Here is a 24,312-nt window from a genome sequence, read left to right on the forward strand (position 1 = left end):
GGTCAGAACAGCAGGTCCAGGCGTACGCGTCGCAGCCTGAGCATGTGGCGATAGCGGCCGTGGTCGACGGCCGTGTCGGCGTCGACCTCGACGACGAGGACAGGCTCGACCCCGTGGTAGGGCAGCGGCTGCTCGGCGGTCAAGTTCACCCACCGCCCCGGCATCGGGTTCGGCCACGGCCGGCCACCTCCGGCCAGCAGTGGCAGCAGCTCGCCGAGCTGCTCCTTGTCGCGGGCCGCGAGCGGCGCGGTACGGCCCCGGAAGTAGAACTGGTGCCCAACGGCCTCGCCGAGCAGCAGCGTTCCCGGCCGGTTCAGGCTGCCGGTGACGCCGCCTACCACCAGGTCGACCGGGTGCATGGTCCGGACCTTGCGCCAGTCCCGGCTTCCTGGCCGGTAGCTGCCAGCCGCGGGCTTGAAGACCACCCCCTCAATGCCCGCCTGGTCCCAGAGCGCCCACTCGTCGACGGCGGCCGCCGGTGTCGCCTGCGGACAGATGACCAGCTGAGGGTGCGGATAGGCGGTCAGGAGTTGTTCAAGCGCCGCGCGACGGACGGACAGCGGCTCGTCGACCAGGACGCCGCCGGGGTGTTCCAGCAGGTAGAAGCACACCAAGTACACGGGCGGATCGGCGCCAGGCCGACTGACGCGGCGCTGCAGCAGAGCGAAGTCCGTGCGGTGCCCAGCCCACGCGACGAGCTCCCCATCCAGCACGGTGCCGACCGGTAGGCGCATCGCGGCCGCCACGACGTCGGGGAAGTACCGGCTCAGGTCCCGGCCGTGCCGCGACTGGAGGTAGACCCCGTCCGGCGTGCGGAAGGCGATCGCTATCCAGCCGTCCCATTTCGGCTCCGCGAGCCAGCCCTCGCCGACCGGCCACGACGCGGCCGCGGCGGCCGCCATCACCGTGACAGGGGGCCGGAGCCGGGGTCGCGGTGCAGCGGGCATTCTCAGATCCTCTACCCGGTCCGTGTCGCTGACCAGGCAAGAGTGGCGGAAACCGCAGGTCAGGAAGCAGAGCGACTGCGCCGCGATCCGCGAGGTCGCGGGCCGCCGTCACGGCGGTAAGTTACGTTACTTACCGCCACATTCGGCGGTCTGACCTGGGGATATGGACTTTGACAGATGTTGCCGGATGTGTCAGGGTGTGCACATGTTGCAGATGAGACTGGAGGTCGCGGCGATCCCGGGCCGGCGGGCAGTGGGTGGGGGTCGCCGTGGCTAGCCGCACTTTCGGGCAGCAGGACCTGGCGGGGTACGTCGGGCTGCAGGTGTGGCAGCTCGCCGTGGCGCTGCGCCAAGGACTCATTCCGGCGCCCAAGCATGGCCGCTGGTCGCAGACCGTCGCGGACCAGATCGTGGCCGAGTTCGCGCAGGTCGTACGCGAGGCGGTCGGCGATCGGCCGCCGGTGTGGGCGGCGGACGCGGCGCTGCTGCTGGCACACCGCACGGGGCTCGATGTCGTCCGCGATGACGTCGACGTGCTGGCCGCTGTGGGGCAGATCCCCGTGGCCACCGTCTCCAATGGGGGGTACAACCACTACTGCCCGGCGCAGCTGGACCGTGTGCCGGTGAAGGCCGTCCGCCAGGCCGTCGACGACCGCCGGGCCGGTGCCCCGGCGGCGTACAGCACGTGGACGGCGGTGCGCAGCCTCGGATGGAGGCGTGCCGAGTTCGACCGAGTGGTGCGCGAGCGGCGGTTCACGACTGGCCCGGGCGGGATGTGGCGGCGTGAGGACATCGAGGCGCTGGCCGCCGACGCGGAGCTCAACGCCGGGCTGGACGCGGTGCGCCTGCTCGGTGCGAACGAGGCCGCGGCGAGGTTGAGCATCCGTCGGACGGACTGGGATCTGATAGTGGCCGCCGGCTGGGTCGCCACCGCAGGCTCGTTCGAGGTGGAGTCGGCGCGGGCGGGCTACACCCACACGCTGCGGGTGCCCGGCTACCTCGCGGCCGACATCGACGCCGTCCTGACGCTGCCCGGTGTGGACTGGGACGCCGTCCGTGCTGCTGGCAAGGGCCAGCGGTCGCCGCTGCGGGCGCACGTGCAGGCGCCCAAGCGGGCCGGTGACGCGCTGAGGTCCTTCTGCCGCAACATCCAGGCAGCCCGAGGCATCCGCGCCTGGGTGGTGTACGACCCGCCTGCGGAGCGGTGGGTGCTGAACTGGACGCTGGACCCAGCGCTGCAACCCACGGCTGAGCAGATGGGCAAGCTGCTCGACGATGATCCGGACCTGGCCGCGCACCGGGCCAGGGTCCACCTGCTCACCCTGCGCTGGCGGACGGTGCACTGGGCGCGGCGGATGCTCCAGCCCGGAACCGCCGTCGTCCTCGATGTCGAGACCACCGACCTCGACGGTTCCGTCTGCGAGATCGCGATCATCGACGCCGCGACCGGATCAACGCTGCTCGACACGTTGGTCAACCCCGGTCGGCCGATCTCGCCGGAGGCCCAGTGGGTGCACGGCATCAGTGACCAGGACGTGGCCGATGCGCCGACGTGGGCACAGGTGCTGCCGCAGGTGCTCGCGGCGATCGGCGACCGGCGTGTCCTGGCCTACAACGAGTCCTTCGACAGGCGCATGGTCCGCGCCGACACCCGCCGCGCCGGCGCCGACGTCGGCGTCCTGCCGGGCCCCGCCCGGTGGGGCTGCATCATGCAGGCCCGCAGCGACTGGTGGCACTACGAGGGGCGGATCGCGCTCGACGGCGGCCACCGCGCCCTGGGCGACACCGAGGCCGCCCGCCAGGTCCTGCTCGACATCGCCAACTCCGCCCCGCCCGCCGAGTAACGCCGAGCGCGATGCGACAGCGGCGCCCCGACGCTCGGGGCGCCGCTGTCGTGTGTATCGAGCTGCGGACCCGTTCACGGCCGTCCGCCCGCCGATTCCCCGGAATGTCGACGTGAACCCCCAATGGCATTGTCGCATTAATTAGGACGTGTCATACTAAAGAGGACATAACTCTTTGGAAGGAGTCCTGGTGACGACCCTCGACCACCAGCCCGGTTCCCCCGAGTCCGTGTACGGCACCCTCTACATCGCGCCGGCCGAGCCCGGCCGGGTATGGAAGCTGGCCCGCTTCACCGGCCGCGCCGTCGAGGCAGACATCCGCAAGCCAGCTCAAGTTGGCTACTTCCGCGACCCGCTCGTCGGGCTGGCCGCGTACGCGGGTGAGATCCGCGGCCGCTGGGGCATCGTCGCCGCCGTGCCGGGCATCCCCGCGGTCCCACCGACGGACGACCAGCTCGCCATCAACATGTACCTGCTCGCCGGTCAGCGGTCGGACCTGCCGACCGGCAACTACTACCTGGCCAAGGTGTGGGCCGACGAGGCCGGCACCGACATCAACACGGCCAGCAGCGGGCGGGACCACGCCGCTCAGCGCTACATCCTGTCCGATGCCTGGGACGAGTGGACCTGCCTGTGCGGCAACGGCCAGGAAGATGGCGACGGCTTCCACATGGTCGACGACGACGGCGAGTCCCATGAGGGTGATCGGCCGTGGACCGGCGGCTACGTCTGCAACACGTGCGACCGACGGATCACCGCACCGCATGGGGCGACTATCGCCCCGTTGTCTGGGGCCGACCCTTCTCGACGGTAGCCATGCTCATCCACACCGGCCTGTCCGCCCAGGACAGGCCGGTTTCGTTATGAGCAGACCCATCCGCTCAACTTGTCACATTTAACATGACGTGTCATAATTAAGGGGACACAATATTCGGATGGGAGACGCAATGACCGAGTTCATGATCAGCCTCTTGGCCGCCCTAGTGCCTGACCGCGCCTGGCTCATCAGCGGTATCTCCGCTGGCCAGTTCGTGGCCTACCTGGCGGTCGAAGCAATCGCCGCCGCCCTGCTCGCCGCAGTGCTGCTGCGCGGGCCGAAGACGCGCGCCGATCAGCCCGAGGACTCCATGCTGATCGACCGCGCGGTCGACCGGTGGACGTCGAAGGATTGGCCGGAAGAGGCGCTGACGATCAGCTTCGACCGGATCGTCGCCTTGCTGGACGACGAGGGCGTGAAGGCGTACGTCGAGCAGACGGGTGGCGGCACCGCCACGATCTACATCGGTGAGACGGTGACGATCGGCGGCGAAGAACAGTACGAACTGGCTGCGGGACCGGGCAGCTTCGAGGGTCCTGGCTGGACGGAGGGCACCAGCGACACCGCGAACTTCTCGATCAGCCGCGACGACCACGGAGTGTCCGGCTGGTATGTCGAGCCGCAGCCGCTCGATGACGAGGAAGCGATCGTGCGGCTGATCCTGGCCAGCTTGACCCGGGCCCGCGCCGAGATCGCCGCCGAGCAAGCCGCCGAAGCCGCAGGCGTCCGGGTTCCGCAGGTCGTCGGGTGGGACGGTTGGCCGGTCGTATCGGCGATCCGGATCGGCGACGAAGCTCGTCCCGCCGAGTTCGTGGTCGTGGTGGACTGCGGCGACGGCCGGTTCGGGACGATGCGGGTGTATGTCTGGCCGGGGTCCGCACCGAAGGCGCGGGACGGTCACTACGACCTGACGCTGGTCGAGGCGCACCAGGACATGCTGGAGCGAGCCAAGATGCTGCCGACCTACGACATCGAGGCTGTCGTCGAGGCCCGCGAGCCGTACGAGGTCGACCGGACCATGGTGTTCGTCAACGGGGACGTGCTGCCCGACGTCGGCGCGACCGTCCCGGTGCGGGCCCGGGTGGTGGTCGCGTATGTCGGCGACCTCTCCGACGACCTGGACATGACCGGGGGTCCCAGCTCCGAGGAACTGACAGGGCTGTCGCCTGCGGCGGCTGCTCACCTGATGTCGCTTTACCCGAGCCAGCAGGCGGCGGCCTGACATTCTCCGGAATACCTTGGGCCTGGGGTCGCCTCGCGACCACCAGGCCCTTGTGTATCCACCACGGCTGCTGCTGCATGTGGGCTGATTCCACTGGAATCAGCGGATGCAGACAGGTCAGACCCCCGCTGCTGTGCGCTGGCTGGGCAGCACGCCCTTGCCGATCAGTTCGGGGTAGACCTTGCCGAACGCCTTGGCGGCGTTGCTGGACGGGTCGTACAGCGGCACAGGCTGCCGTGCGGAGTACGCCTCGATGACGCGAACGTCACGGGTCACCGGAGTGACGACCAGCTCGCCGTACTCGTCCCGGGCGAAGTTGACCGCGTCCTGGTATGCCTTGCCGTGGTTGACCGAACCGGGGGCATCGGTGACCAGCACCGCCACGATCTTGGTTGCGCGGGGCCGCACGCGATGCTTCAACTTGGTGTTGATCTGCTTGATGGTGTGCTCCAGGTGGACCAGCGCCCGGATCTCCTTCATGCCGGCCTTGACGCAGGCGATCACGTCGTCGGTGGCCATGAAGATGTTCACCGCGATGAGGCCGTAGGACGCCGGGCTGTCGAACAGGATGAGGTCGTACTCGTCTTCGATCTCGGCGACGGCGTCCATCAGCCGGAACTCGGCGCCGGTCGCGCTGGCGAGGTTCTTCTCCGCCGCTTCCAGGTGCTTGGTTCCGGGCAGCAGGTCGACCAGCTCCAGGTTGGTCGCCCGGATGGCTTCGCGGATGGAGGTGTCGGCGCTGAGGACGTCCATGATGTTGGGGATGGGCTCGTGCCAGCGGCCGCCGTCGCACATGTCCTCGGGCTGGCGCTCCTTGGGCTCCAGCTCGTCGTCGAACCGCTCGCCGCAGACCATGCACAGCGAGTCGGGATCGGCGACGCCCAGGTAGTAGCTGGAATCGCACTGCCCGTCGAGGTCGATGATGAGGATTCGAGGCTTGCGGCCCCGGATGGTCCAGCCTTGCTTGATCCATTCGAGCATGTCGTTGTTGGCCAGTGCGGCGATCGACGTGAGCGTGGTGGTCTTCCCGCATCCCCCCGACCGGTTGGCTGTTGCGACTTTGAAGGCCATGGTGTCTCCAGACGCAGTAGGTCAGTCGGTGCCGGACTCGGCGCCGACGGGTGCGGAGTTGTTGGTGCGGGCCCGGTCGAGCTGGCCCAGTTCCCACGCGGTGGGCTCGTAGCTGGCCTCGGCGACGAGGCGGTCGATGTGGGCGGCGTCGGCGGTGTCCCACTCGCGCTCGGGGTCCCTGGCCCGGATCTCGTCGTAGGCCAGGGCCATGACGCACGCCAGGTGGACGACGAGCTGGTCGTTGCCGCTGGCGCGGATCTTGTCGCGGAACTCGTAGGCGTCGCTGGCATCGGGGCCGACGTCGCTGGCCTGCAACCAGCCGTGCGCCAGTTTCAGAGCCTCGCCGTACGCGCTCGTGCGGTCGGTGACGATCAGGGCCAGGCGCCGGGCGGCGTCGGCGGTGGCGGGCTTGCGGCCGGCGATGCGACGGCACGCCGCCTTGCGGGCCTGGGTGGCCATGCGCCGTTCGTCGTCGGCGACACGCTGCCGCGGTGCGACCGCCCCGGCGGTGACCTCCGGCGGAGTGGTGGTGGCGTAGACGATCCCGCCGCGGGCGTCGGTGGTGACGCGCAGCGTGCCCGCCTCACGGGCCGCCTGGATGTCGCCCTCGTCTCGCAGGAGGTGATCAGCGGCCCGCTCGCCCCACATCGCGCCGGCGTCGACGTACTCGATGCCCTCGGCTGTGGCACGGCGCTGCGCGTCGGCCAGACCCTCGGCCTTCTCCTGTTCAACGCGGAGCGCCGCGAAGGCGGCTTCGGCCCGCAGGCCCCTCTCCTTGGCGATCTCCCATGCGCGTGCCTGGTCTTCGGTGCTCACCTTCCGGTTCGCATACACGAGGGCCTGCGACACGGGCATCGGTCCGTCGTCGTACATCGCGAGCTTGCCGCCGATGACTGCGAGTTGGAGCTCCTCGCTGAGCCGCAGCAGTTGGAGCCGCTTGTTGATCTGCCCCTGGGAGATGCCGAGCCGGTCGGCCATGTCGTGCTCGCTGACACCGCCACGGTTCTTGATCGCGGCCAGCCCGCGTGCCTCTTCGATCGGGTTCAACTGCTGCCGAGAGAAGTTCTCGATGAACTGGATTTCCAGGTCGCGGCCGGTGGCGTCGACCAGGTCGTCGGCGATGCGGACCTCGACCTGTTCCCAGCCGAGCTGCCGAGCGGCTTCGCAGCGACGGTGTCCGAACAGCAGGACGTACTTCGCGTCGCGGATCGCCTCGGCGCTCTGGGGATCGGTCCAGGCTGCGAGGAACGCCGCACGGGTCACTACGACCGGCGGAGAGAGGATCTGACCGGCCGACTTGATGGTGGCGACCAGGTCGGTGACGTCGTCGAGCCGTTCCATCGGCTCGTGAGGGTGATTGGCGATCTCTTTGAGGTCGACCAGCGTCTTCGAGCCCTCGTCATGCGATACGGCACCCTCGATCAGCTCTCGGTGCTCCCGCTTGCGCCGGCGTTCGGCGAGGTCGTCGGTCGTGGTCTTGCTCAGTCCTGCCTGTCGCGCCATATGTCCTCCTGCTACCTGCGCGCCGAAGCCCGGCGGTTGGCGGCTGTGCGGCCGCCGCGTGTTGTGTCCGATACCTGTGTGCGCGCCCGGTGACGGCGCACCGCGAGCCGGACGGAGTTGTCGCTGCGTAGCCCCAGGTCGGTGGCAAGCCTGCGCAGCGAACGGTGGTGCGTGTCGACCAACTCGGCGATGTCCCGGTCGATGGCGGCGTTTAGGTCGGCGACCGCCCGCCGGTTGCCCAGCAGCCGCGACAGGACGTCCTCGGCACTCTCACTCACGCGGGCACCGTACCGCCCCCGCCGTGCTGTTGCGCACTTTGCTGCGCAGCTTCGGCGTGTCGGCTGATCCCGCCGATTCCAACGGAATCAGCGGCGGGACCGAGACGTGCCCGGAAACCCAATGATTCCAACGGAATCACCCCCCAGACACGCAACTGTCATATTAAAGTTGACGTGTCATATTTAGCATGACATGATTGTGATGTGGCCGGGATTGTAGGCAGCGGCCACCCAGACACCCCAGCAAAGGAGTGACCATGACAACGGCGACCGACCTGGATTCTTCGGGTTCCGCGGTGCCCGCCCTCCGGGCCGTCCAGATGAGCGCGGTGGTCGCTCACCCGGCCAACCCCCGCGAAGACCTGGGCGACATCACCGAGCTGGCCGAGTCCATCGGCGCGACCGGCCTGATCCAGTCGCCGGTGGTGCTTCCCGCCGACCGGGTGCGTGGCGCGTGGCCGCAGTTCGCGGACGAGATCCCGGACACTGCCCTGTATGTGGTCCTGGTCGGTCACCGCCGCCGGGCGGCGATTGAGCACCTGTACGGCGCGGACCACGAGATGCAGGTGGTGGTGCGCAGCGACGCGATCGCCGACGACGCGCTCGCCCAGCTCGACGTGATGATCGCCGAGAACACGGCCCGCAAGGCGTTGACGCCGATGGAGGAGGCCCGCGCGTACCAGCGGGCCGAGCAGGCTGGCCGGGGCCAGGACGCCATCGCCAAGGGCTACGGCGTCTCTCAGTCGCACGTCTCCAAGCGGCTCAAGCTGCTGCGCCTGCACGAGGACGCGCAGGCGGCCGTCGACGCCGCGACGCTGCGGATCGGCGACGCGCTCGAACTGGCGGCAGTGGACTCCGCGCTGCACCTGCCGGTGCTGAAACTCATGGCGGACGCCACCTACCCGATGCGGATGGAGCAGGCGATCCGCAACGCGCAGGCCGCTGCGGACACCGCCGCGCGCACGCAGGCGTCGATGGAGAAGGCCAAGGAGCAGGGCGTCAAGGTGGTCGACCCCAACAAGCGGTTCGGCGGCAGCGCCTACAGCCACCGCGTCGTAGGTGAGAAGGCGCTGGCTGCGGCCCGCGAGGCGGGCACGCTCGTGGCGGCGATTGGCCACAAGGGCGAACTCGACTACTACTCCGACGGACCGATCAAGGCCAAAGACAACCGCACCCAGGAGGACGAGCGCAAGGCCGCCGCCGAGAAGGCGAAGCAGCAGGCGGCCGAGGCCCGCGAGGAGACGGCAGCGCTGCTCGCCGCCGCCGCGCCGAAGCTGCCGGAGGCGGCCTCGACGATCGCCGACGCGCTGATCGCACGGACGGGCCAGGACGAGAAGCGCATGGCGATGCGATGGCTGACCGCGGCGGGGATCGGCGGGCCGAAGCCGGGCAAGGGCGAGTCCTACTCGACCTGGTGGGACGACATCGCCGGCCGCCCTTGGCCGGTCCGGTCGACGGCAGCCCACGCGCTGGCGCTGACGCGCCGGGAGATCGCCGTGGCGAACTCGGCGCACCTGGACGCACACCACCTGGCCTGGATCGAGGATCTGACGGCCGAGGGCTACGTCCCCAACGAGTGGGAGCAGCGCCGCATCGACCTGGCCAAGGCCCGGCTGCACGTCGCCGCCCACGGGGTGTCCATCCCCGAAGGCACCACCCAGTTCCTGCTCTGGCACAGCGAGGAGGCCGGGTGGTGCCTGTCCACCATCGATGAGCCGACGACGGCGCTGGTGACCGGCGGCGGCCAGCTCAGCAGCTGGTACGACGCCCAGAGCGGTTCCGCGCAGAAGTGGGCTGAACGGCACATCGGTGCTGCCCTGGGGTTGAAGCCGCAGACCTGGGACGACGTGGACGCGGCACAGGCCAAGGAACTCGGCATCACGCCCGGCCGGGTCAGCAAGTCGGTGCTGCGCAGCGGCCCGCTCGTGTCGCTGGCCAGCGCTGCGGAGCAGCCTGACGACGCGGACCTGGACGACGCGGTCGGTGACCTGGAGACGGCCGTCGACCCGGTCGACGGCTCGGCCGAGCAGGACGTGGACGTGCTGGCCGAGCAGGCCGAGGAGAACGAGGAGAACGAGTTGGCCGAAGGCGACAACGCGGTCCAGGAGAGTCCGGTCGCCGGGCGCGAGGAACGCGTCTACCGGCTGGTGTTCCAGGACAACGGCGAGGGCTGGAGCCTCACCTACGACCAGAACCCGCGCCCGGTCTACCACATCACCGCCGGGCCCGACATCGCCCGCGACGACACCGAGAGCGCGATGAAGTTCGCCGACGAGTGCCTGTCGATCGACGGCTACACCCACACCGGGTGGGTCTGCACCGACGACGGCGAGATGTTCGGCATCGACCCGGAGTTCGAGGCCCGCGCCGTGCCCGACCGGGCCTGACCACCCAGGCCAACCACTGACGAAGGGTGCCCCGCCCGACCGGGGCGGGGCACCCGGACCACCCACCCACCAGTCTTCATCACGGGAGAGATCATGACCGACCAGACCCTGCACACCCTGCCGCACACCGGCCTGCAGGTCCCGCACACCGACCTCAAGGCGACCTCGCTGCGGGAACTCAACACCTCGCGCGGGGTGGCTTGCGTCTCGACGCTGCGCCTTGGCAGCCGGATTGTGGGCACGATCGAGGACCGGGGGGTCGGCGGCGAAACCATGTTCGAGCCCAAGGACATGCGCACCTTCGGCTACGACGAGATCAACGCCTTCGCGACCGCGTGCCGCCACCACGGCGAGACGTGTTCCACCGAGCACGTCCTCAACGAGCTGGTCGAGGAGTACGACCACCAGCGCAAGCTGAACAAGTTCCTCAAGGCTGGCCGCCAGTTCGTGATGCGGGAGCTGTCGGAGCTGAACCGCTTCCCCGGTGACCGCCCGACGGTGACCGCCTACTACAGCGCTGCGAACGCGCCCGCACCCTCGACGGCCGCGCTTCACCTGGAGGCCGTGCGCTGGGTCGAGAAGCAGATCCCGCTCCAGCCCGGCCAGGAGCTCCAGTGGTGGAACGCCGTGAGCGGCACCTGGTGCCACCTGCTCAGCCACTCGGAGCGCGCCGGAACCCGGGCCTGAGCACCCTGCGGCGAGGGCGGCAGCCTGCTGTCCTCACCGCCTGACCAGCACGCACCCCCGATGCGGACGTGTCGGGGGTGCGTGCGTCTGTCGGGCGAAATAAAATATTTGCCATGACGACCCCGCCCCGGCCGAGCGATCGAGACATGGCCGACGCCATCGAGCGGATCTACGAGCGCCGCAGGCGGGTGGACGACGAGTTCGAGTTGCTGTCGGACGATCCGCGCCTGGTGCTGGAGTACCTGATGCGTCGGTCCGGCAGGGATCTGCCGGTCGGGGTGCGCGCCGAGGAGGTCGCCGACGGGCTGATTCTGCGGCACTGGCTGTGGTGGCAGGGCGAGGCGTTCGAGGCGTGGCTGCTGGCCTCTGCCGACAAGGCGGGCATCCCACTGCCACGCGTGGCAGTCATGCTCGGTGCTACCACCGGGCCGGCGGTCAGCCAGCGTCGGCACCGGTTGAGCCTGAAGCTGTCCGGGCGGCCACCGCTGCGCAAGTACCACCCTGACGCCCGGGACATGCCAGCCCCGGCCTCGGCCGCCGCGTCGTCGCCAACCGAACGGACCGAGCCGGTCGACGTCCTGCGGGCGTGGCTCGACCGCAACCGCGAGGTCCTGGAGCGCTACGCCGCAGTCCTCATCGCGCACGAGGGCGTCGGGGACTTCGACCTGGGCGACGACGCGTACAGCTCGGTGGTCGACCTGCGTTCGTTGACGCGCGATGCCAGCCGCGGAGTTGGGTGGTTCGTCCAGCTCACCGAGACGACTGTGGCGCTGGGGTCTGAGCCGGCCGTGCAGGCCCTGGCCGCCCAGCATCCGCTGCGGCGTACCTTGGCCCGGCTGGACCAGCTCACCGACGAGTGGGCTGCGTTGCACCGCACCAAGCGCCCAGCAGAAGACGCAGCCCTGTGACTCCGGGCCGCCCAGGAGGAGAGCCGGTCATGACCACCCCGCTGTTCGATGCCCCCTCCCGGGGCAGGCGCCGAGAGATTGACCTCACGCCCTGGCTCGACGATGCCAAGGCCCAGGCCAGGTTCCGTGCGAAGGTGTACGACCCAGGGCTGCCGGATGCCTGTATGCCGTGGCTCCGGACGATCAGCAGCTCCGGGCACGGCGAGTTCCATCTCGGCCCAGGCGGGAGCAGCCCGGTGCGCGCGCACCGGTTCGCGTGGCTGCTGCACACGCGCGGGGCCCCTCCGCCGGTGGTCATGCACCACTGCGACGAGCACTCCTGTGTCAACCCGCACCACCTGCTCGCGGGAACCGTCGCGTTGAACACCCTTGACTACTACCGTCGCGGCCGCCACGGCGGATCGTCACCGCTCGCCGACCCTCGTGGCCGGCAGCAGCGGGCGGAGGCGATCAAGCGGGCCATCAACGAGGCAGAGACCCCGCAGGCCAAGCTCATCGCGTACCGGCGCGCGATTGAGATCCCCCGGCCGTGGCGGGAACAGGCCGGGCAGCTGGCCATCCCCGCTCCGGTGGACCCAGAGCCACTGCCGGGGCAGCTCGCGCTGTTCTGACTCCATCCCCGACGCCTGGGGGCCACGAGCTGATTCCATTGGAATCAGCCCCGCAGGCTCGTGATTCCAATGGAATCAGCGATCAGCGCCGCCGTCGGGTCCGGCCGGCCGCAGGTGTGACGGGCGGGCTGATTCCAGTGGAATCAGCGGCCCAGCAAGATTCCCCGGAATAGCCAGGCTCCGCCCGGACGTGGTCGACCTGGACGCCGACCACGCCGAGGTCATCTTCTCGCTGGCCTGCTTCGACGCTCTGCTGCGCTAGCTCGACGCCCCACCCGGCACCGGCCTGCCTCGACGAGGCAGGCCGGTGCTTCCGTCTGGGGGCTCATCAGGAGAAAGGTTGTCATATTTAGCATGACATGTCATACTTAAAGGGACACCCTGCCCCTCACGGAGGCCTTGATGACCTGCACGTTCTACCTCGGCACACACCGGCCACATTGGCTCAAGTCGTCCTCGGTGCCGCTGATGGTGTCCATGCACACCCTGGCCCGCTACCGCGGCCGCGGTGACAACGCACCTAAGGCGCGCTGCCACTGGGCGCTGGACTCCGGCGCGTTCAGCGAGCTCTCGGCCCACGGCGAGTGGAGCGTCGACCCCGACACCTTCGGCGGCCGGGTCTACCGCCTCATGGACGACTTGGGCACCCCGCCTGACTTCGTGTCGATCCAGGACTGGATGTGCGAGCCGCACATGCTGGCCAAGACGGGGCTCACCGTCGCCGACCACCAGGCCCTCACTCTCGACTCGTACCTGTACCTGCGCGAGGAGTTCCCCGACGCGCCCTGGCTGCCCATCCTGCAGGGCTGGACGGTCGACGACTACCTCGCCCACGTCGAGGCGTACCGGGCCGCCGGTGTCGACCTGGCCGCCGCCCCCTTGGTCGGACTCGGCTCGGTCTGCCGCCGCAGCCGCACGAGCGAGCTGGTCACCATCGTCGGCGCGCTGGCGGCTCGCGGCCTGCGGCTGCACGGATTCGGCGTCAAGGTGTCCGGCCTGGCCAGGTGCGCCCACCAGCTCGCCTCGGCGGACTCGCTGTCCTGGTCGGCGCAGGCCCGCTACGAGCAGATCCGGATGACCGGCTGCACCCACGTCGGCATCTGCAACAACTGCCGTCGCTGGGCCGAGACCTGGTATGGCCGCGTCCAGCGGGCCATCGCCGCGCCCAAGCAGCTCGACCTGTTCACCCACCTCTTCGCGGCCTGACGTCAGCCACCTCCAAGGAGCCAGCCATGATCCCCACCCTCACCGACGACTGCCACGCGATCCTGCACGACCCGACCGCGCCCGACGCACTGCGCGCATGGGCGGCTGGCGCGGCGACCCTGCGGCACGCCATGGACTTCTACACCCTGCCCGCCGACCCCGCCCGGCTCGCCCGCCACACCGCCGTCTCCCAGACCGGCACCCTGTGGGTGGCCAGCACCGCCAAGGGCGTGGCGCTCACCCGGTCGGGAACCGGCCGCGACCCGGTGTGGACGGTGCCGTGGACGCGGATCGCCGCACTGATGACTGCGGAGCGGGTGGGCGCGGCGTTGCACCGCGAGATCCGCGAGGCAATGCGCACCCGGCGTGAACGCACCCCCGAGTACGACCCGCGCCGCAAGATGTCCTGGTACGGCACCGAGGAGGCACGTGCCGAGGCCCGCCTGTGGCAGGAGATCGAGACGCGGTGCTATCAGCTCGCATCCCAGGCGTGGCAGCGCTGCCGCCCGGCCGCCGCCCCGGTCCAGCTGGACCTGTTCGACAGCCTGCTGGCTGCCTGAGCGGGGACGGCACCGATGACCGACAACCACGTCCGGCAGGCCCGCCGCGCCGCCTACGGCGTCCTGAGCGCCTGCACCGCCCGCGATGACCGCGCCCACATCACCTGGGCGGTCGGCGCAGGACTGCTGACCCACAGCCTCTACTTCTGGGCGGTCTGGCACGACCAGCCCCCGAGCCTGGTCCGCAGCGGCCGGATCGGTGAGATCCGCCGCTACGCCGCCGACACCAGCGGCATCCGCATCCTCACTGCCGACCAGCGGCAGATTCTCGTCGTGCGCTGGCCCGACATCACGCGCCTGATGTCGACCGTGCCAGAGTGGCGCCGCCGCCACCTGAGTACCGAGATGACCGCGCGCTCCTACTACTCCCTCAACCTCGACTACGCCCGCGACGCGACCTACGGCTTCGCCAACGACACCGAGCGCGCCGCCCGCGCCGAGGCCGACTGGCTCGACCACGAAACGCGGTGCGCCCGCACAGCCGCCGAGATCTGGCTGTCGCTGCGCCCGGCCGTCCAGCAGCTCGACCTCCTGAGCGCACTGGGAGACGCCTAGCCCGGCCGTGTCGAGCCGTCTCAATAGTTGTCATCTTTAAAAGTACGTGTCACACTTAGAGTGACACAATGGAAGGGGATCACGATGTCGTTTCTCACCAGCGCCGGTCCGCAGGTCAGCCGCCGCATCCTGCTACGGGCGCTGCTCGCTGCCCCGGCCGCCGTCGTCACCGGCGCGGCCGCCGTCCAGCCGGCCACTGTCGACACCCTGCTGGCGCGGATCGCCCAGCACGGCGGCATCGGCGTGCCGACCCGGGCTGTGGCCGTGCCCGCGGCCTGGCACACGCTGGTCGACCGGGCAGTCGAGAACGGACTGCTGCTGATCTGCGACGCCGATGGCGGCGAGGTGGCCGAAGACGAGTACACCCTCAGCCGGGCCGGATTCGCCGCCATCGGCCGGAAGGTCCCCGGTGGCCGATTCGACGACGAAGGCCGGTGCTGCGCCTGCCAACAGCACATCTCTGACCCGCACGCCGAGCGGTGCCCGTACGAGGACGCGGTCCTCATGGACGACGACGAGTACGCGGCCACGTTCGAGAGCTGACGGCTTCCGCACGGCCCGCGCCAGGGTGCGGGCCGGAGCGGTGGCCGCCAGACGGAGGCGGATCGCGCTCACCACCGACACGGGAGGACACCCCATGCCAGGTTCCAACCCCACCACCCAGGCCGCCCAGTCCGGCCAGTTCTTCTACCTGGGGCCGTGGGCCTTCGACGTCACCGCCGCACTCCAGATCATCGAGGCTGCGCCCCGCCCGGCCTGGCCGCTGGGCGTCGCGGAATGGGCGAAGGCGCTCGGCCTGACCCGCATCGACAACCCCGACCCGCACACGATCGGCCTCATCGGCCCCGACCGGGAGACCTTCGACGCCGCGTACGCGATGACCACGGACCTGTCCATCCCGCTCGTGCTGGCGATGCTGCCCGACCCGGTCGGCGGGAACCACGTCCCGCTGCTCATCGACGGCACGCACCGGCTCTACCGCGCCATGCGCGAAGGTGTCGATGAGCTTCCCGTCCACGTCCTGACCGCCGACGAGACGGCCCGGGTCCGCGTCGACCGCTGGTATGGCCAGTTCGGCGCGTTCACCACCCGAGCCCAGTAGAGAGGAAGCGCCATGCGGATCACCCTGGGGTTCACCCACTCCGACCGGGCCAGCGGCTACAGCTCGTTCACCGACGGGTATCGGCCCGGTGCCCAGCAGGACCAGGTCGCCATCGACGTCGACGACCTCGATCTGGGCTACCTCGGCGAGATCGAGATCCTGGACCTGGTGTTCGAGGCCAGCAACGTTCCCGTGAACCAGCTGCGCGGAGCGGCCCTCGCCGTAGGGCAGGCGCTGGCGGACGCAGTGCGCACGCAGAAGCTGCGCAGCCTGAGCACCGGCGACACCGTGACCATCGGCGCCGGCGGCGTGCGGTACGCCTGCGAGGGCGGCGCGGCCTGGCGGCTCCTGCCCGAGCACGCCCATTCGTGACGTCTCCGTCCGGCCCACCCCGAGGAGGGTGGGCCGGAGCGGTGACCGCACGACAAGCGGCCAGGCTTCGCCCGCACGGCAACCGGGACGCCCGCACCAACCCCTCCGGCCGCGGCCGGAGGACATACCAGCGAGAATGAGCACCGGGCAGTCACCCGGGCAACCGCGAAGGACGAGAGATGACCAAGAGCACGGATTTCGCCGAGCGCGAGCGGCAGCTCAGCGCCGACAAGCTCGCTCACGAGGCCGGGGAACTGGCCCAGGAGCTCAGGTCCCTGGCCGCGCTCACGGCCAGCCTGGCCGACGAGGCAGCGGCTCTGGCCGCCGCCCCCGAGGCGGGTGCGATCCAGGAGCGCCTGCCGGCCATCCTGGCCAAGCTCGCCAATGCCGCGCGCAGCGACCACTCGGGCTCCATCGATCACAGAGTGCGATCGGCTCGGCTCCAGGGCATGAAGACGCTGAAGGCCGCCGGGGCGAGCTGGGACGCTGTCGGCAAACCGCTGGGCCTGTCGCGCCAGAACGCCCAGAAGCTGGTTGCCGACGCCAGCGGTGGCGCCGACGCCTGACGCGCACGATCACCACCGCCCCGCACGGATTTCCGTGCGGGGCGGTTTCGTGCGCGCGTCAGTCCGATCGGTGCGCGCACGGTTCGGTCCCGGCGCCGATTCTGTGCGCGCACCGATCGGCCCCGCACGGAAGTCCGTGCGCGCACCCATCCCGGTTCGTGCGGGCGATCCGTGCGCGCATCGTTGCGTGCGCGCGCGGAAGTCTGTGCGCGCATCGGACGACGCGCGCACCGATTCGCCGCGCGCGCCCACTTCCGCCCGCGCGCCGATCCGCCCGCCGGGCGATGCCCGCGCGCCAATTCGCCCGCCGGGCGATGCTCGCGCGCCGATTCGCCAGGCGCTCACGCGCCTGGCGGGAACGCGCCCATGACCCGGCGGCAGCCGGGAATCCACAGGAACATTCGCGTGAGCGAGCCCCGCAGGACGCAGCACCGCCGGGAGCGGCGGCGTATAACGGCAGATCAGGAAGCATTTGCGTGGCGGGGCGCGGCGGGTTGTCGGGAGGCTGGCGAGCGCCAGCGGCGGCGCGCGGCACGCGCACGTGCGCGAGCGCGGCCGTCCTCGACGCAAGATCGAACTGGCTTTCGTGACGAACCCGCCGAACCCGCGAACCGTGCGCGCGTCGCCGGTTGGGTCGATGCGGGCACGCCCGCCCGTGCCGCTCGCCGCGCGCATGATGCGACCGGAGATCATGCGCGTGGACCGGGGACCAGTCGGTGCGCGCACGGATCCGCAACCATGCGCCCCCCACAGCCGAATCCGTGCGCGCACGGTTGGGAATCCGTGCGCGCACCGACTCCCAACCGTGCGCGCACCGACTCGGAACCATGCGCGCACCGATCCCATCCGTGCGTACGCACGAAACCGATCTGTGCGCGCACCGGGGCGGCAGCCATGCGCGCACCGACGAGTTGATGCGGCCTCCACGGTCAGCCGGCGGCGGCCGCCGCGGTGACGGAGGCGCGGCTCGGGGGTCCGGATTCCGGGGAATAGAGGGTGCCGTCGGTCCCGTTCGGGCCGCCGGACACGCCGCCAGGACCAGAGCGTGCTTACCTTCCGTAACTGTCCAGTCTCCAGTGGAGAGTGTGATGGGGTGGTCCTAGAGCTGCGAAAACGCGGCCGGAACTCTCCAGTCTCCACTGGAGGAGCCGCTACGAAGAGTGAACCCGTTGAGGAGCGGGCAACCAGCGCGTGCGGCTACGTTCCGTACACGACAGCGCCACCGGCGACCCGGAGGACCGGGGCCGGTGGCGAGCGGTGGAGCCGCAGCTCAGGCCATCAGCGCGGCGAACAGGTCGAGTTGGCGGGTCGGCGGCTGGGGCCGCAGCGTCTGCCATATCTGCCAGCCCAGCTCGTAGTTGCGGATGTCATGCCCGTCGCGCGTCGAATCGGCGCAGTGCGCGTCGACGACCTCGCGCCAGGCCGGGTCGGCGGTGCGCATCAGCGCCGCGCAGGCGGTCCACGGCACCCGCACGTAGACCGGACCGAAGCCGATCGCGGTGGTGCTGGCCACCTCGAAGTAGTTCGTGCCTCGGTAGAACCGGCCGGGCGCCAGCTCGCGGCCCTGCTCCCACATCTCCCACGCCGCCCGCTCCTGGCTCGGCCGGATGGGGAGGTACCAGGCTTTGCGGAAGTAGGAGACGTGGGTCAGGCGCGCCGCCCCGGCCGCCCAGACCAGCGTCGACCGGTCATCAGTGGACTCAGCCGCGCCCATGATGGCCCACGCCTGGGCTGCGACCGCCAGGTGAGACGGGTGCATTGGTGACCTCCTCATCGATCTATTGTCATCTTAATTATGACATGTCATAATTAAGATGACAAGTTGTCAGGATCGGAAGGACTGGCCATGAGCAGGACGAACGTGAAGGGGAAGTGGGAGCAGCCGGTACTGGTGGAGCTGCCGCCCGCGCCCAGGCCGGAGCTGTCGAGCTTCGACCGCATCATCATCAACTCCAGCGGAGGCAAGGACAGCCAGGCGTGTCTCGACGTCGTCGTCCAGGCGGCGCGTGCCGCCGGAGCGCTTGACCGGGTCGTCGTTCTGCACTGCGACATGGGCCGCATGGAGTGGCCGGGCACGCTGCACCTGGCTCGCCGCCAGGCCGCCGCCTACGACCTGCCGTTCTTCGTGCGCAAGCGGGTGGGCCTGGAACTGCTGGAGTACATCCGGTCGCGGGTCCAGAAGCGCTGGCCGGATGCACGCAACCGATTCTGCACGTCGGATTTCAAGCGGGGCGTCGGCGCGAAGTTCATCACCGAGCAGGTGGCCGGGCTCGACCTGGGGCGGCGGCCGCGGGTGCTGTACGTCATGGGGATGCGAGGGGCGGAGTCGTGCGCCAGGGCGGCGATGACTCCGTTCGAGGTGATGGCCCGCTGGACCAGCCGCAACCGTGAGGTCTGGCAGTGGCTGCCGTTGCACGACTGGACGACCGACCAGGTGTGGCACCGCATCCGGTCTGCGGGCACGCCGGTGCACCCCGTCTACAGCTACGGGCTTTCGCGGGCGTCGTGTTCGCTGTGCGTCCTGGCGTCGATTCCAGACCTGATGCGCGCCTGCCAGCTCGTTCCGGACCTGGCTGCCGAGTACACACAGGCCGAAGTCGAGATGGACCACGACTTCCGTTTCCGCCTCCCGATCGCCGAGGTGATCGCGCGGGCCGCCGCCGAGCCGGTGCAGCTCCCCGCGATCAGCCGCTGCAGGCCCTGCCGGGGAGCCGGCGAGCGGCCCGGCGAGATCACCGCATGTCCCGCCTGCCACGGCACCGGAGGCATGGCTGCCTACGCCCTGGCCGCCTGACCCCCGCCCGGCCGGGAAGACACACCCGGCCGGGCACCTTCACGAAGCCGCTCGCCGACACACAGGAGCCCTCGCCGAGGCGAGGGCTCCTGTGTGCACCAGGCGGGTCAGTAGCCGACCACCTGCCACAGACCGCCGGTGCGGCGGACGCGGCCGTCTGCGTCGAGGTACTCGGTGGCACCACGACGCTGCACGAGAACGCCGCTGCACAGGTCGATCAGCTCGTTGTCCTCGTCGCCGAGCGGCAGGCCATCGTTCTCGGTCATCACCAGGTGCGGCTTGAGTCCCGCCAGGCGTACTGCCCCGACCTGGTCGACGCCGCTGTTCAGCAGCATGGCCAGTCGCGTGGCGCGTCGGGAGGGGTTGGTCATCGTGATCACCGTGTCCAATCAGTATGCTATGTCATACTAAGTATGACATAGCATACTGAATAGGACAACGCTCAAAGGGTGCTTCACCTGCCCTTTTTGGACTCTCTCCGCGCCGCCCCGCCCCTCTTCCTCGCGCCCTTGCCGCCCCCTCCGTCACCCCCGCCCCACCCTCACCCCTTGCTGATCTTGCACTGCACCTCACCCTCCATCCACCACCGTCGCTCTCGTCTTGCCCCACGCCTAGGCATTCAAATGATTACGGGGGTACGCTAGGACGCTCTTACGTAACGACGTAAGAGCGGACATCGTTGACGCGGGGGGTGCTGCGGATGTTGTCGATCTCTACCGGTTACGACCCGAAGTACCTCACCGGCGAGGTCGGCAAGGGCGTCGAGAACTACTACACGCGGGAAGTCGGCCGTGGCGAGCCCGCAGGCATCTGGCAGGGTCGCGGTACGCCGCCTCTCGGGCTGTTCGGCGAAGTTGACCCAGCCGACATGGACGCCGTCTATACCCACTTCGTTGATCCACGGGATCCGCACTTCAAGGGCGGTCCCGATGAGTGGGCAAAGGCGACACGGCTCGGCCGGCCACCGCGGAAGTTCGCCACGGCGGCCGAGCTGTTCGCCGCAGCTGCGGCCCGCGAGCCCGACGCCGAGCCGGAGAGGCTGGAGGCGCTGCGGCGTCAGGCGGAGCGCAAGGCGCGCCGCCCAGTGGCCTTCATCGACCTGACGTTTGGCGTACCGAAGTCGTTCTCGATCCTGCACACGGCGCTGCGCGCCAGCGAAGCCGACGCCAAGCGGAGCGACGACCGCCGTGCCGCACAGCGCTGGGCAGCCAAGGCCGACTCGTTGGAGAAGGCGATCTGGGCGGGCAACACGGCTGCGTTGGAGTACGTGCAGGAGTACGCCGGGTTCTCCCGTGCGGGTTACCACGGTGTCCGGGCCCCGACCGGAGGGTCGGTGGGGCGCTGGATCGATGCGCACGGGTTCGTGGTGGCCTCGTTCTTCCAGCACACCAACCGCAATGAGGACATGCACCTGCACATCCACAACGCGATCCTCAACCGCGTCGAGTGCGCCGACGGCAAGTGGCGAACGCTGGACAGCCGGGCCATTCACCGGCTGCGCGGCGCGGCGGGTGCGGTTGCGGAGCGGGTGATGACCGAACGGGTCATCAAAGACCTCGGGGTGGAGGTGCGCTGGAGCGAAGACGGACACACCCTGGAACTGGCGGGAGTCTCACCACTGGCGCGGGCACTGTTCTCATCCCGACGTCGCGAGGTGACCGCAGCGGTCAAGCAGCTGGTCCACGAGTTCGAGCAGCGGCGTGGACGGGCACCCAACGCGTTGGAACTCTCGCAGCTCTCTCTCATCGCGTCCAAGGGCACGAGGCCACGCAAGCAGCGCACGAAGGAACCCTGGGACGTACGCCTGAGTCGTTGGGAACGTGAGCTGCGGGCGCGAGTCGACCAGTCGCTGCACGACATCGCCAAGAACGTGCCTGGCAAGGTTGACCAGCCACGCTCGGATCCTTTCGAGGCAGACAAGGTCATCAACGCCGCTGTCGCCAAGGTGCAGTCGGCCAAGGCGGCCTGGACGCGGTACGACCTCATCCGCGCGCTGAACGAGCACCTGCCGCCCTGCCTGGGCGGCTTGAACGAGCAGCAGGTCGTCACCCTGCTGCACAAACTGGCCGACCGGGCTGTGCAAACCCGCCCCGACGGGGATGTGGTGTGCCTTGCCGCGCCAGACCTGGTCGCCGTCCCGGACGAGCTGAGGCTGACCGACGGCCGCAGCGTCTTCGAAGCGCCGGCTGAGATGGTCTACGCAACCAAGGGGCAGCTGGCAGCGGAGGAGGCGCTCACTCGCGCTGCCCAAGAGCGCCTGGACGCACCGGGCGTACCGCCACAGGCCGTTGACGCCGCCATAACCGAACTGGCCGCACGCGGGACGGAGCTCGGCGCCGACCAGGCCGCGGCGGTACGCGGACTGCTCACCACGACCGACCGGGTGTCGGTGCTCGTCGGCCCAGCCGGCACAGGCAAGTCGTACGTGATGGGCATGGTCTCGCAGCTGTGGGAGCACCACACCGGACGTGTCGTACTCGGGCTGGCCACCGCACAGCGAGCAGCGCTGGTGCTGGAGGACGAAGGTTTCAACCGCACCGACAACGTCGACCGCTGGTTGCAGCGCCAAGCCAGGCTGGACGCCGGGCTCGGCGGCCCGGACGATGACGAGGCGCGCCTGCGTCCCGGCGACCTGGTCGTCCTCGACGAGGCGGGCATGACACCGACAGACCAGCTCGCCGCGATCGAGGCGCGATGCCGGAGCGCTGGCGCACGCCTGATCGTGGTCGGTGACGAACGGCAGCTGGCTGCTGTCGGCGCCGGCGGAGCGTTCCGGATCATGACACAGCACGGGCGGACCGTGTACCACCTTGACGAGGTCCGCCGCTTCGCGCACGCCTGGGAACGCGACGCCTCCCTGCGGCTGCGAGATGGCGACACCGCGGTGCTGTCGGACTACGAACGCCGTGGCCGGATCGTCGACGGCGGGACGGCCGCCGAGGCGGCTGACCGGGCAGCCCGGTCATGGCTGGCCGACACCATCGCTGGCCGTCACTCACTGCTGGTGGTCTCCACCGCAGAGGAGGCGGCAGACCTGTCCGCCCGGCTGCGCGCCAGACTGGTCGAGCTCGGCCGTGTCTCCGCGCACGGAGTACAGCTGCACCACGAATCAGCCGTGGGCACCGTCGCCGGTGCCGGCGACATCATCCAGACCCGCCGCAATGACTGGAGCCTGCGCGACGCCGCAGGGCGCGCCGTTATCAACCGTGACATGTGGCAGGTCACCGCCGTCACCGAGGATGGCGGCCTGCGGGTACGCCGGATCACCGGACACCAGGACGGCCACCAGCTGCTGGGGCCCGAACTCGATCTGCCGCCGACCTACGTGGCCGACCACGTGACGCTCGGGTACGCCGTCACCATCCACTCCGCCCAGGGCAGCACCGTCGACACCTGCTACCCGGTTGTCTCGCGGAAGACGTCGACCAACGCCCTCTACGTCGCCCTGACCAGAGGCCGCCTGCGCAACGTGGCGTACGTGGTGACAGCTGCCACGGCCGACACCGCGCCGGACAAGCCTGGGACCAGCATGACCAGCGAGCAGGAAGGGGCCCGCGAGACGGCCGGACAGGTACTGACGGCCGTCCTGGACCGGGCGAGCCCCGACCTGCCCGCCACCGAGCTGCAACACGCGCTGCTTGTCGCCGCAGGCAGCCTGCCCGTGCTGGGTTCGCGTTGGTCGGAAGCCATCACGCTCAGCGGCGAGACGCGATTCCACGGCATACTCGCCGACCTCAACGCCGACGGTGTCCTGCTCGGGACCGACCTGGACCGGCTGACGCGCGATGAAGCGACCGGCACTCTGTGGCGCCTGCTGCGTCAAGCCGAGCTGGCGGGATTCGACGTCCGAGCGGTGCTGCGTACGGCGATCGGCCGCAGAGAGCTGGGCACAGCCGTGTCGGTGGCACAGGTCCTTCACCACCGCATCACACACGTGCACGGCGACCACCTGCTTCCTACCGGAGACACGTTCGCGCAGCGCACGCCAGCCGGGACCGACGCGATCAGCCGGTACGCCCACGAGGTCGCCGAGGCCATGGACCGTCGGTGCCAGATGCTCGGCGAGCAGGCGGCCCTCGCGCCGCCGCAGTGGGCCGCCGTGATTGGCCCGGTTCCCGAGGATGCGGAGGAGCGGGCCGAGTGGGTGCGTCGCGTAGGCATCGTGGCCGGGTACCGCGAGCTGTACCGCGTGGATCACGAGAGCGACCCGATCGGGCCGTGCCCGAAGCCTGGCCTGCCCGAGGCCCGCGCGGGCTGGTTCGCCGCGTGGCGGGCACTGGGCGAGCCCGGCGGCCTGGCCGCCGAAACGACGATGGGGGTCGCTGATCTCGTCGCGGCGGTCGACGCGTACAACAAGGCCCGCGCCTGGGCGCCGGACTGGGTCGGCGCTGCCTTGCGCCACGACATCCAGTCCGGCCGGGAGCACGAGCACGAGTCGCACCTACTGCGCGCGCAGGCCGCGGTCGAACCAGATGCCGCCCTCCGCGTCCAGGCGCTGGCCCAGGCGGACGAACACTGGACCGCTGCCGCCGACCTGCACGCCTCTGCGCGGGATCTGCTCGTGGTCGACGAGGCGCGCGCGGCGTGGCATGTGCACACCGAGCCGCAGCGACAGGCCGCAGCCCGCGCAGCGGCGGAGCTGGCCCGCCGCAGACTCGGCCCGACCGGGGAACGTCTGGTGACAGCCTCGAAGCCCGCAGCCGGGGGCAAGGGCGCCAAGCGCAAGCGGAGCAAGGAGTCGGTGGCGTACACCGGGGACATCAACCAGGCGTTGGCCAAGGCGCAGGCGGCGCGGCGACGCATCGCGTCGGAGCAGCAGGTGCCGCCTCACCAGCGGCAGGATGTAGACACGCTGGACCAGGCCCGCGGTCTGTGATGTCTG

Annotated in this window: 22 protein-coding genes; 16 read left to right on the plus strand and 6 right to left on the minus strand. The window is 69.9% G+C overall.

All coding sequences use genetic code 11. The features are described from left to right. Positions 1 to 2: 2 nt before the first annotated feature. Positions 3 to 947, minus strand: coding sequence for an ATP-dependent DNA ligase (locus AB0B35_RS19365; protein WP_361047108.1), 945 nt, complete (start codon positions 945 to 947; stop codon positions 3 to 5). A 269-nt stretch (positions 948 to 1,216) separates the two neighbouring features. Between AB0B35_RS19365 and AB0B35_RS19370 the strand changes: the two genes are divergently transcribed. From AB0B35_RS19370 to AB0B35_RS19380, 3 genes are all read left to right on the plus strand, one after another. Further along, positions 1,217 to 2,791: a 3'-5' exonuclease gene (locus AB0B35_RS19370; protein ID WP_361047111.1), complete on the plus strand. Its 1,575-nt coding sequence runs from the start codon at positions 1,217 to 1,219 to the stop codon at positions 2,789 to 2,791. A 190-nt stretch (positions 2,792 to 2,981) separates the two neighbouring features. Next, positions 2,982 to 3,605: a hypothetical protein gene (locus AB0B35_RS19375; protein WP_361047114.1), complete on the plus strand. Its 624-nt coding sequence runs from the start codon at positions 2,982 to 2,984 to the stop codon at positions 3,603 to 3,605. A gap of 121 nt (positions 3,606 to 3,726) precedes the next feature. After that, a complete protein-coding gene (locus AB0B35_RS19380; protein ID WP_361047117.1) occupies positions 3,727 to 4,830 on the plus strand; it encodes a hypothetical protein in 1,104 nt (367 codons plus the stop codon). 117 nt (positions 4,831 to 4,947) lie between these two features. Here AB0B35_RS19380 and AB0B35_RS19385 read toward each other — a convergent pair whose 3' ends face one another. The 3 genes from AB0B35_RS19385 to AB0B35_RS19395 are packed head-to-tail and all read right to left on the minus strand — an operon-like array spanning position 4,948 to position 7,682. Then, a complete protein-coding gene (locus tag AB0B35_RS19385) occupies positions 4,948 to 5,901 on the minus strand; it encodes a ParA family protein (protein ID WP_361047120.1) in 954 nt (317 codons plus the stop codon). Positions 5,902 to 5,922: 21 nt separating this feature from the next. Next, the gene (locus AB0B35_RS19390; RefSeq protein ID WP_361047122.1) at positions 5,923 to 7,404 is read right to left on the minus strand and encodes a ParB/RepB/Spo0J family partition protein; all 1,482 of its coding nucleotides are present in this window, start codon (positions 7,402 to 7,404) and stop codon (positions 5,923 to 5,925) included. Positions 7,405 to 7,415: 11 nt separating this feature from the next. Further along, positions 7,416 to 7,682, minus strand: coding sequence for a hypothetical protein (locus AB0B35_RS19395; RefSeq protein WP_361047125.1), 267 nt, complete (start codon positions 7,680 to 7,682; stop codon positions 7,416 to 7,418). 257 nt (positions 7,683 to 7,939) lie between these two features. Here AB0B35_RS19395 and AB0B35_RS19400 point away from each other — a divergent pair, with 257 nt between their 5' ends. The 11 genes from AB0B35_RS19400 to AB0B35_RS19450 all read left to right on the plus strand — a co-directional run bounded on the left by AB0B35_RS19400 (position 7,940) and on the right by AB0B35_RS19450 (position 16,636). Beyond that, positions 7,940 to 10,069: a ParB N-terminal domain-containing protein gene (locus AB0B35_RS19400; RefSeq protein WP_361047127.1), complete on the plus strand. Its 2,130-nt coding sequence runs from the start codon at positions 7,940 to 7,942 to the stop codon at positions 10,067 to 10,069. A gap of 93 nt (positions 10,070 to 10,162) precedes the next feature. Next, entirely contained in the window at positions 10,163 to 10,756 is a 594-nt protein-coding gene (locus AB0B35_RS19405; protein WP_361047130.1) for a hypothetical protein, read from the plus strand. A 113-nt stretch (positions 10,757 to 10,869) separates the two neighbouring features. Beyond that, complete coding sequence (locus tag AB0B35_RS19410) at positions 10,870 to 11,664, plus strand: hypothetical protein (RefSeq protein WP_361047133.1); 795 nt, start codon at positions 10,870 to 10,872, stop codon at positions 11,662 to 11,664. Between the two features lie 29 nt (positions 11,665 to 11,693). After that, positions 11,694 to 12,275, plus strand: coding sequence for a hypothetical protein (locus tag AB0B35_RS19415; protein ID WP_361047135.1), 582 nt, complete (start codon positions 11,694 to 11,696; stop codon positions 12,273 to 12,275). 402 nt (positions 12,276 to 12,677) lie between these two features. Next, positions 12,678 to 13,481 carry a hypothetical protein gene (locus AB0B35_RS19420; RefSeq protein ID WP_361047138.1) on the plus strand — a complete coding sequence of 268 codons (804 nt, stop codon included), beginning with the start codon at positions 12,678 to 12,680 and terminating at the stop codon, positions 13,479 to 13,481. A gap of 26 nt (positions 13,482 to 13,507) precedes the next feature. Then, positions 13,508 to 14,041 (plus strand): hypothetical protein, encoded by a 534-nt coding sequence (locus tag AB0B35_RS19425; protein WP_361047140.1) that lies wholly within the window; start codon positions 13,508 to 13,510, stop codon positions 14,039 to 14,041. A gap of 15 nt (positions 14,042 to 14,056) precedes the next feature. Further along, complete coding sequence (locus tag AB0B35_RS19430; RefSeq protein WP_361047143.1) at positions 14,057 to 14,596, plus strand: hypothetical protein; 540 nt, start codon at positions 14,057 to 14,059, stop codon at positions 14,594 to 14,596. An 84-nt stretch (positions 14,597 to 14,680) separates the two neighbouring features. Further along, the gene (locus tag AB0B35_RS19435) at positions 14,681 to 15,139 is read left to right on the plus strand and encodes a hypothetical protein (RefSeq protein ID WP_361047145.1); all 459 of its coding nucleotides are present in this window, start codon (positions 14,681 to 14,683) and stop codon (positions 15,137 to 15,139) included. Positions 15,140 to 15,233: 94 nt separating this feature from the next. After that, positions 15,234 to 15,698 carry a hypothetical protein gene (locus tag AB0B35_RS19440; protein ID WP_361047148.1) on the plus strand — a complete coding sequence of 155 codons (465 nt, stop codon included), beginning with the start codon at positions 15,234 to 15,236 and terminating at the stop codon, positions 15,696 to 15,698. 12 nt (positions 15,699 to 15,710) lie between these two features. Continuing rightward, a complete protein-coding gene (locus tag AB0B35_RS19445; protein ID WP_361047151.1) occupies positions 15,711 to 16,070 on the plus strand; it encodes a hypothetical protein in 360 nt (119 codons plus the stop codon). A gap of 179 nt (positions 16,071 to 16,249) precedes the next feature. Next, positions 16,250 to 16,636, plus strand: coding sequence for a hypothetical protein (locus AB0B35_RS19450; RefSeq protein WP_361047153.1), 387 nt, complete (start codon positions 16,250 to 16,252; stop codon positions 16,634 to 16,636). A 1,270-nt stretch (positions 16,637 to 17,906) separates the two neighbouring features. Here the strand turns inward: AB0B35_RS19450 and AB0B35_RS19455 are convergent. Continuing rightward, positions 17,907 to 18,395 (minus strand): hypothetical protein, encoded by a 489-nt coding sequence (locus AB0B35_RS19455; RefSeq protein ID WP_361047156.1) that lies wholly within the window; start codon positions 18,393 to 18,395, stop codon positions 17,907 to 17,909. An 87-nt stretch (positions 18,396 to 18,482) separates the two neighbouring features. Here AB0B35_RS19455 and AB0B35_RS19460 point away from each other — a divergent pair, with 87 nt between their 5' ends. Next, a complete protein-coding gene (locus AB0B35_RS19460) occupies positions 18,483 to 19,430 on the plus strand; it encodes a phosphoadenosine phosphosulfate reductase family protein (RefSeq protein ID WP_361047158.1) in 948 nt (315 codons plus the stop codon). Positions 19,431 to 19,537: 107 nt separating this feature from the next. Here the strand turns inward: AB0B35_RS19460 and AB0B35_RS19465 are convergent, their stop codons facing one another. Continuing rightward, positions 19,538 to 19,819 (minus strand): hypothetical protein, encoded by a 282-nt coding sequence (locus AB0B35_RS19465; RefSeq protein ID WP_361047161.1) that lies wholly within the window; start codon positions 19,817 to 19,819, stop codon positions 19,538 to 19,540. A 311-nt stretch (positions 19,820 to 20,130) separates the two neighbouring features. On the opposite strand from AB0B35_RS19465, the gene mobF reads away from it, so the two are divergent. Beyond that, the gene (mobF, locus tag AB0B35_RS19470; protein ID WP_361047504.1) at positions 20,131 to 24,306 is read left to right on the plus strand and encodes a MobF family relaxase; all 4,176 of its coding nucleotides are present in this window, start codon (positions 20,131 to 20,133) and stop codon (positions 24,304 to 24,306) included. The last annotated feature ends 6 nt before the right edge of the window (positions 24,307 to 24,312 follow it).

Origin of the sequence: Catellatospora sp. NPDC049133, from assembly GCF_040648455.1 — a bacterium.
GTDB lineage: Bacteria > Actinomycetota > Actinomycetes > Mycobacteriales > Micromonosporaceae > Catellatospora > Catellatospora aurea.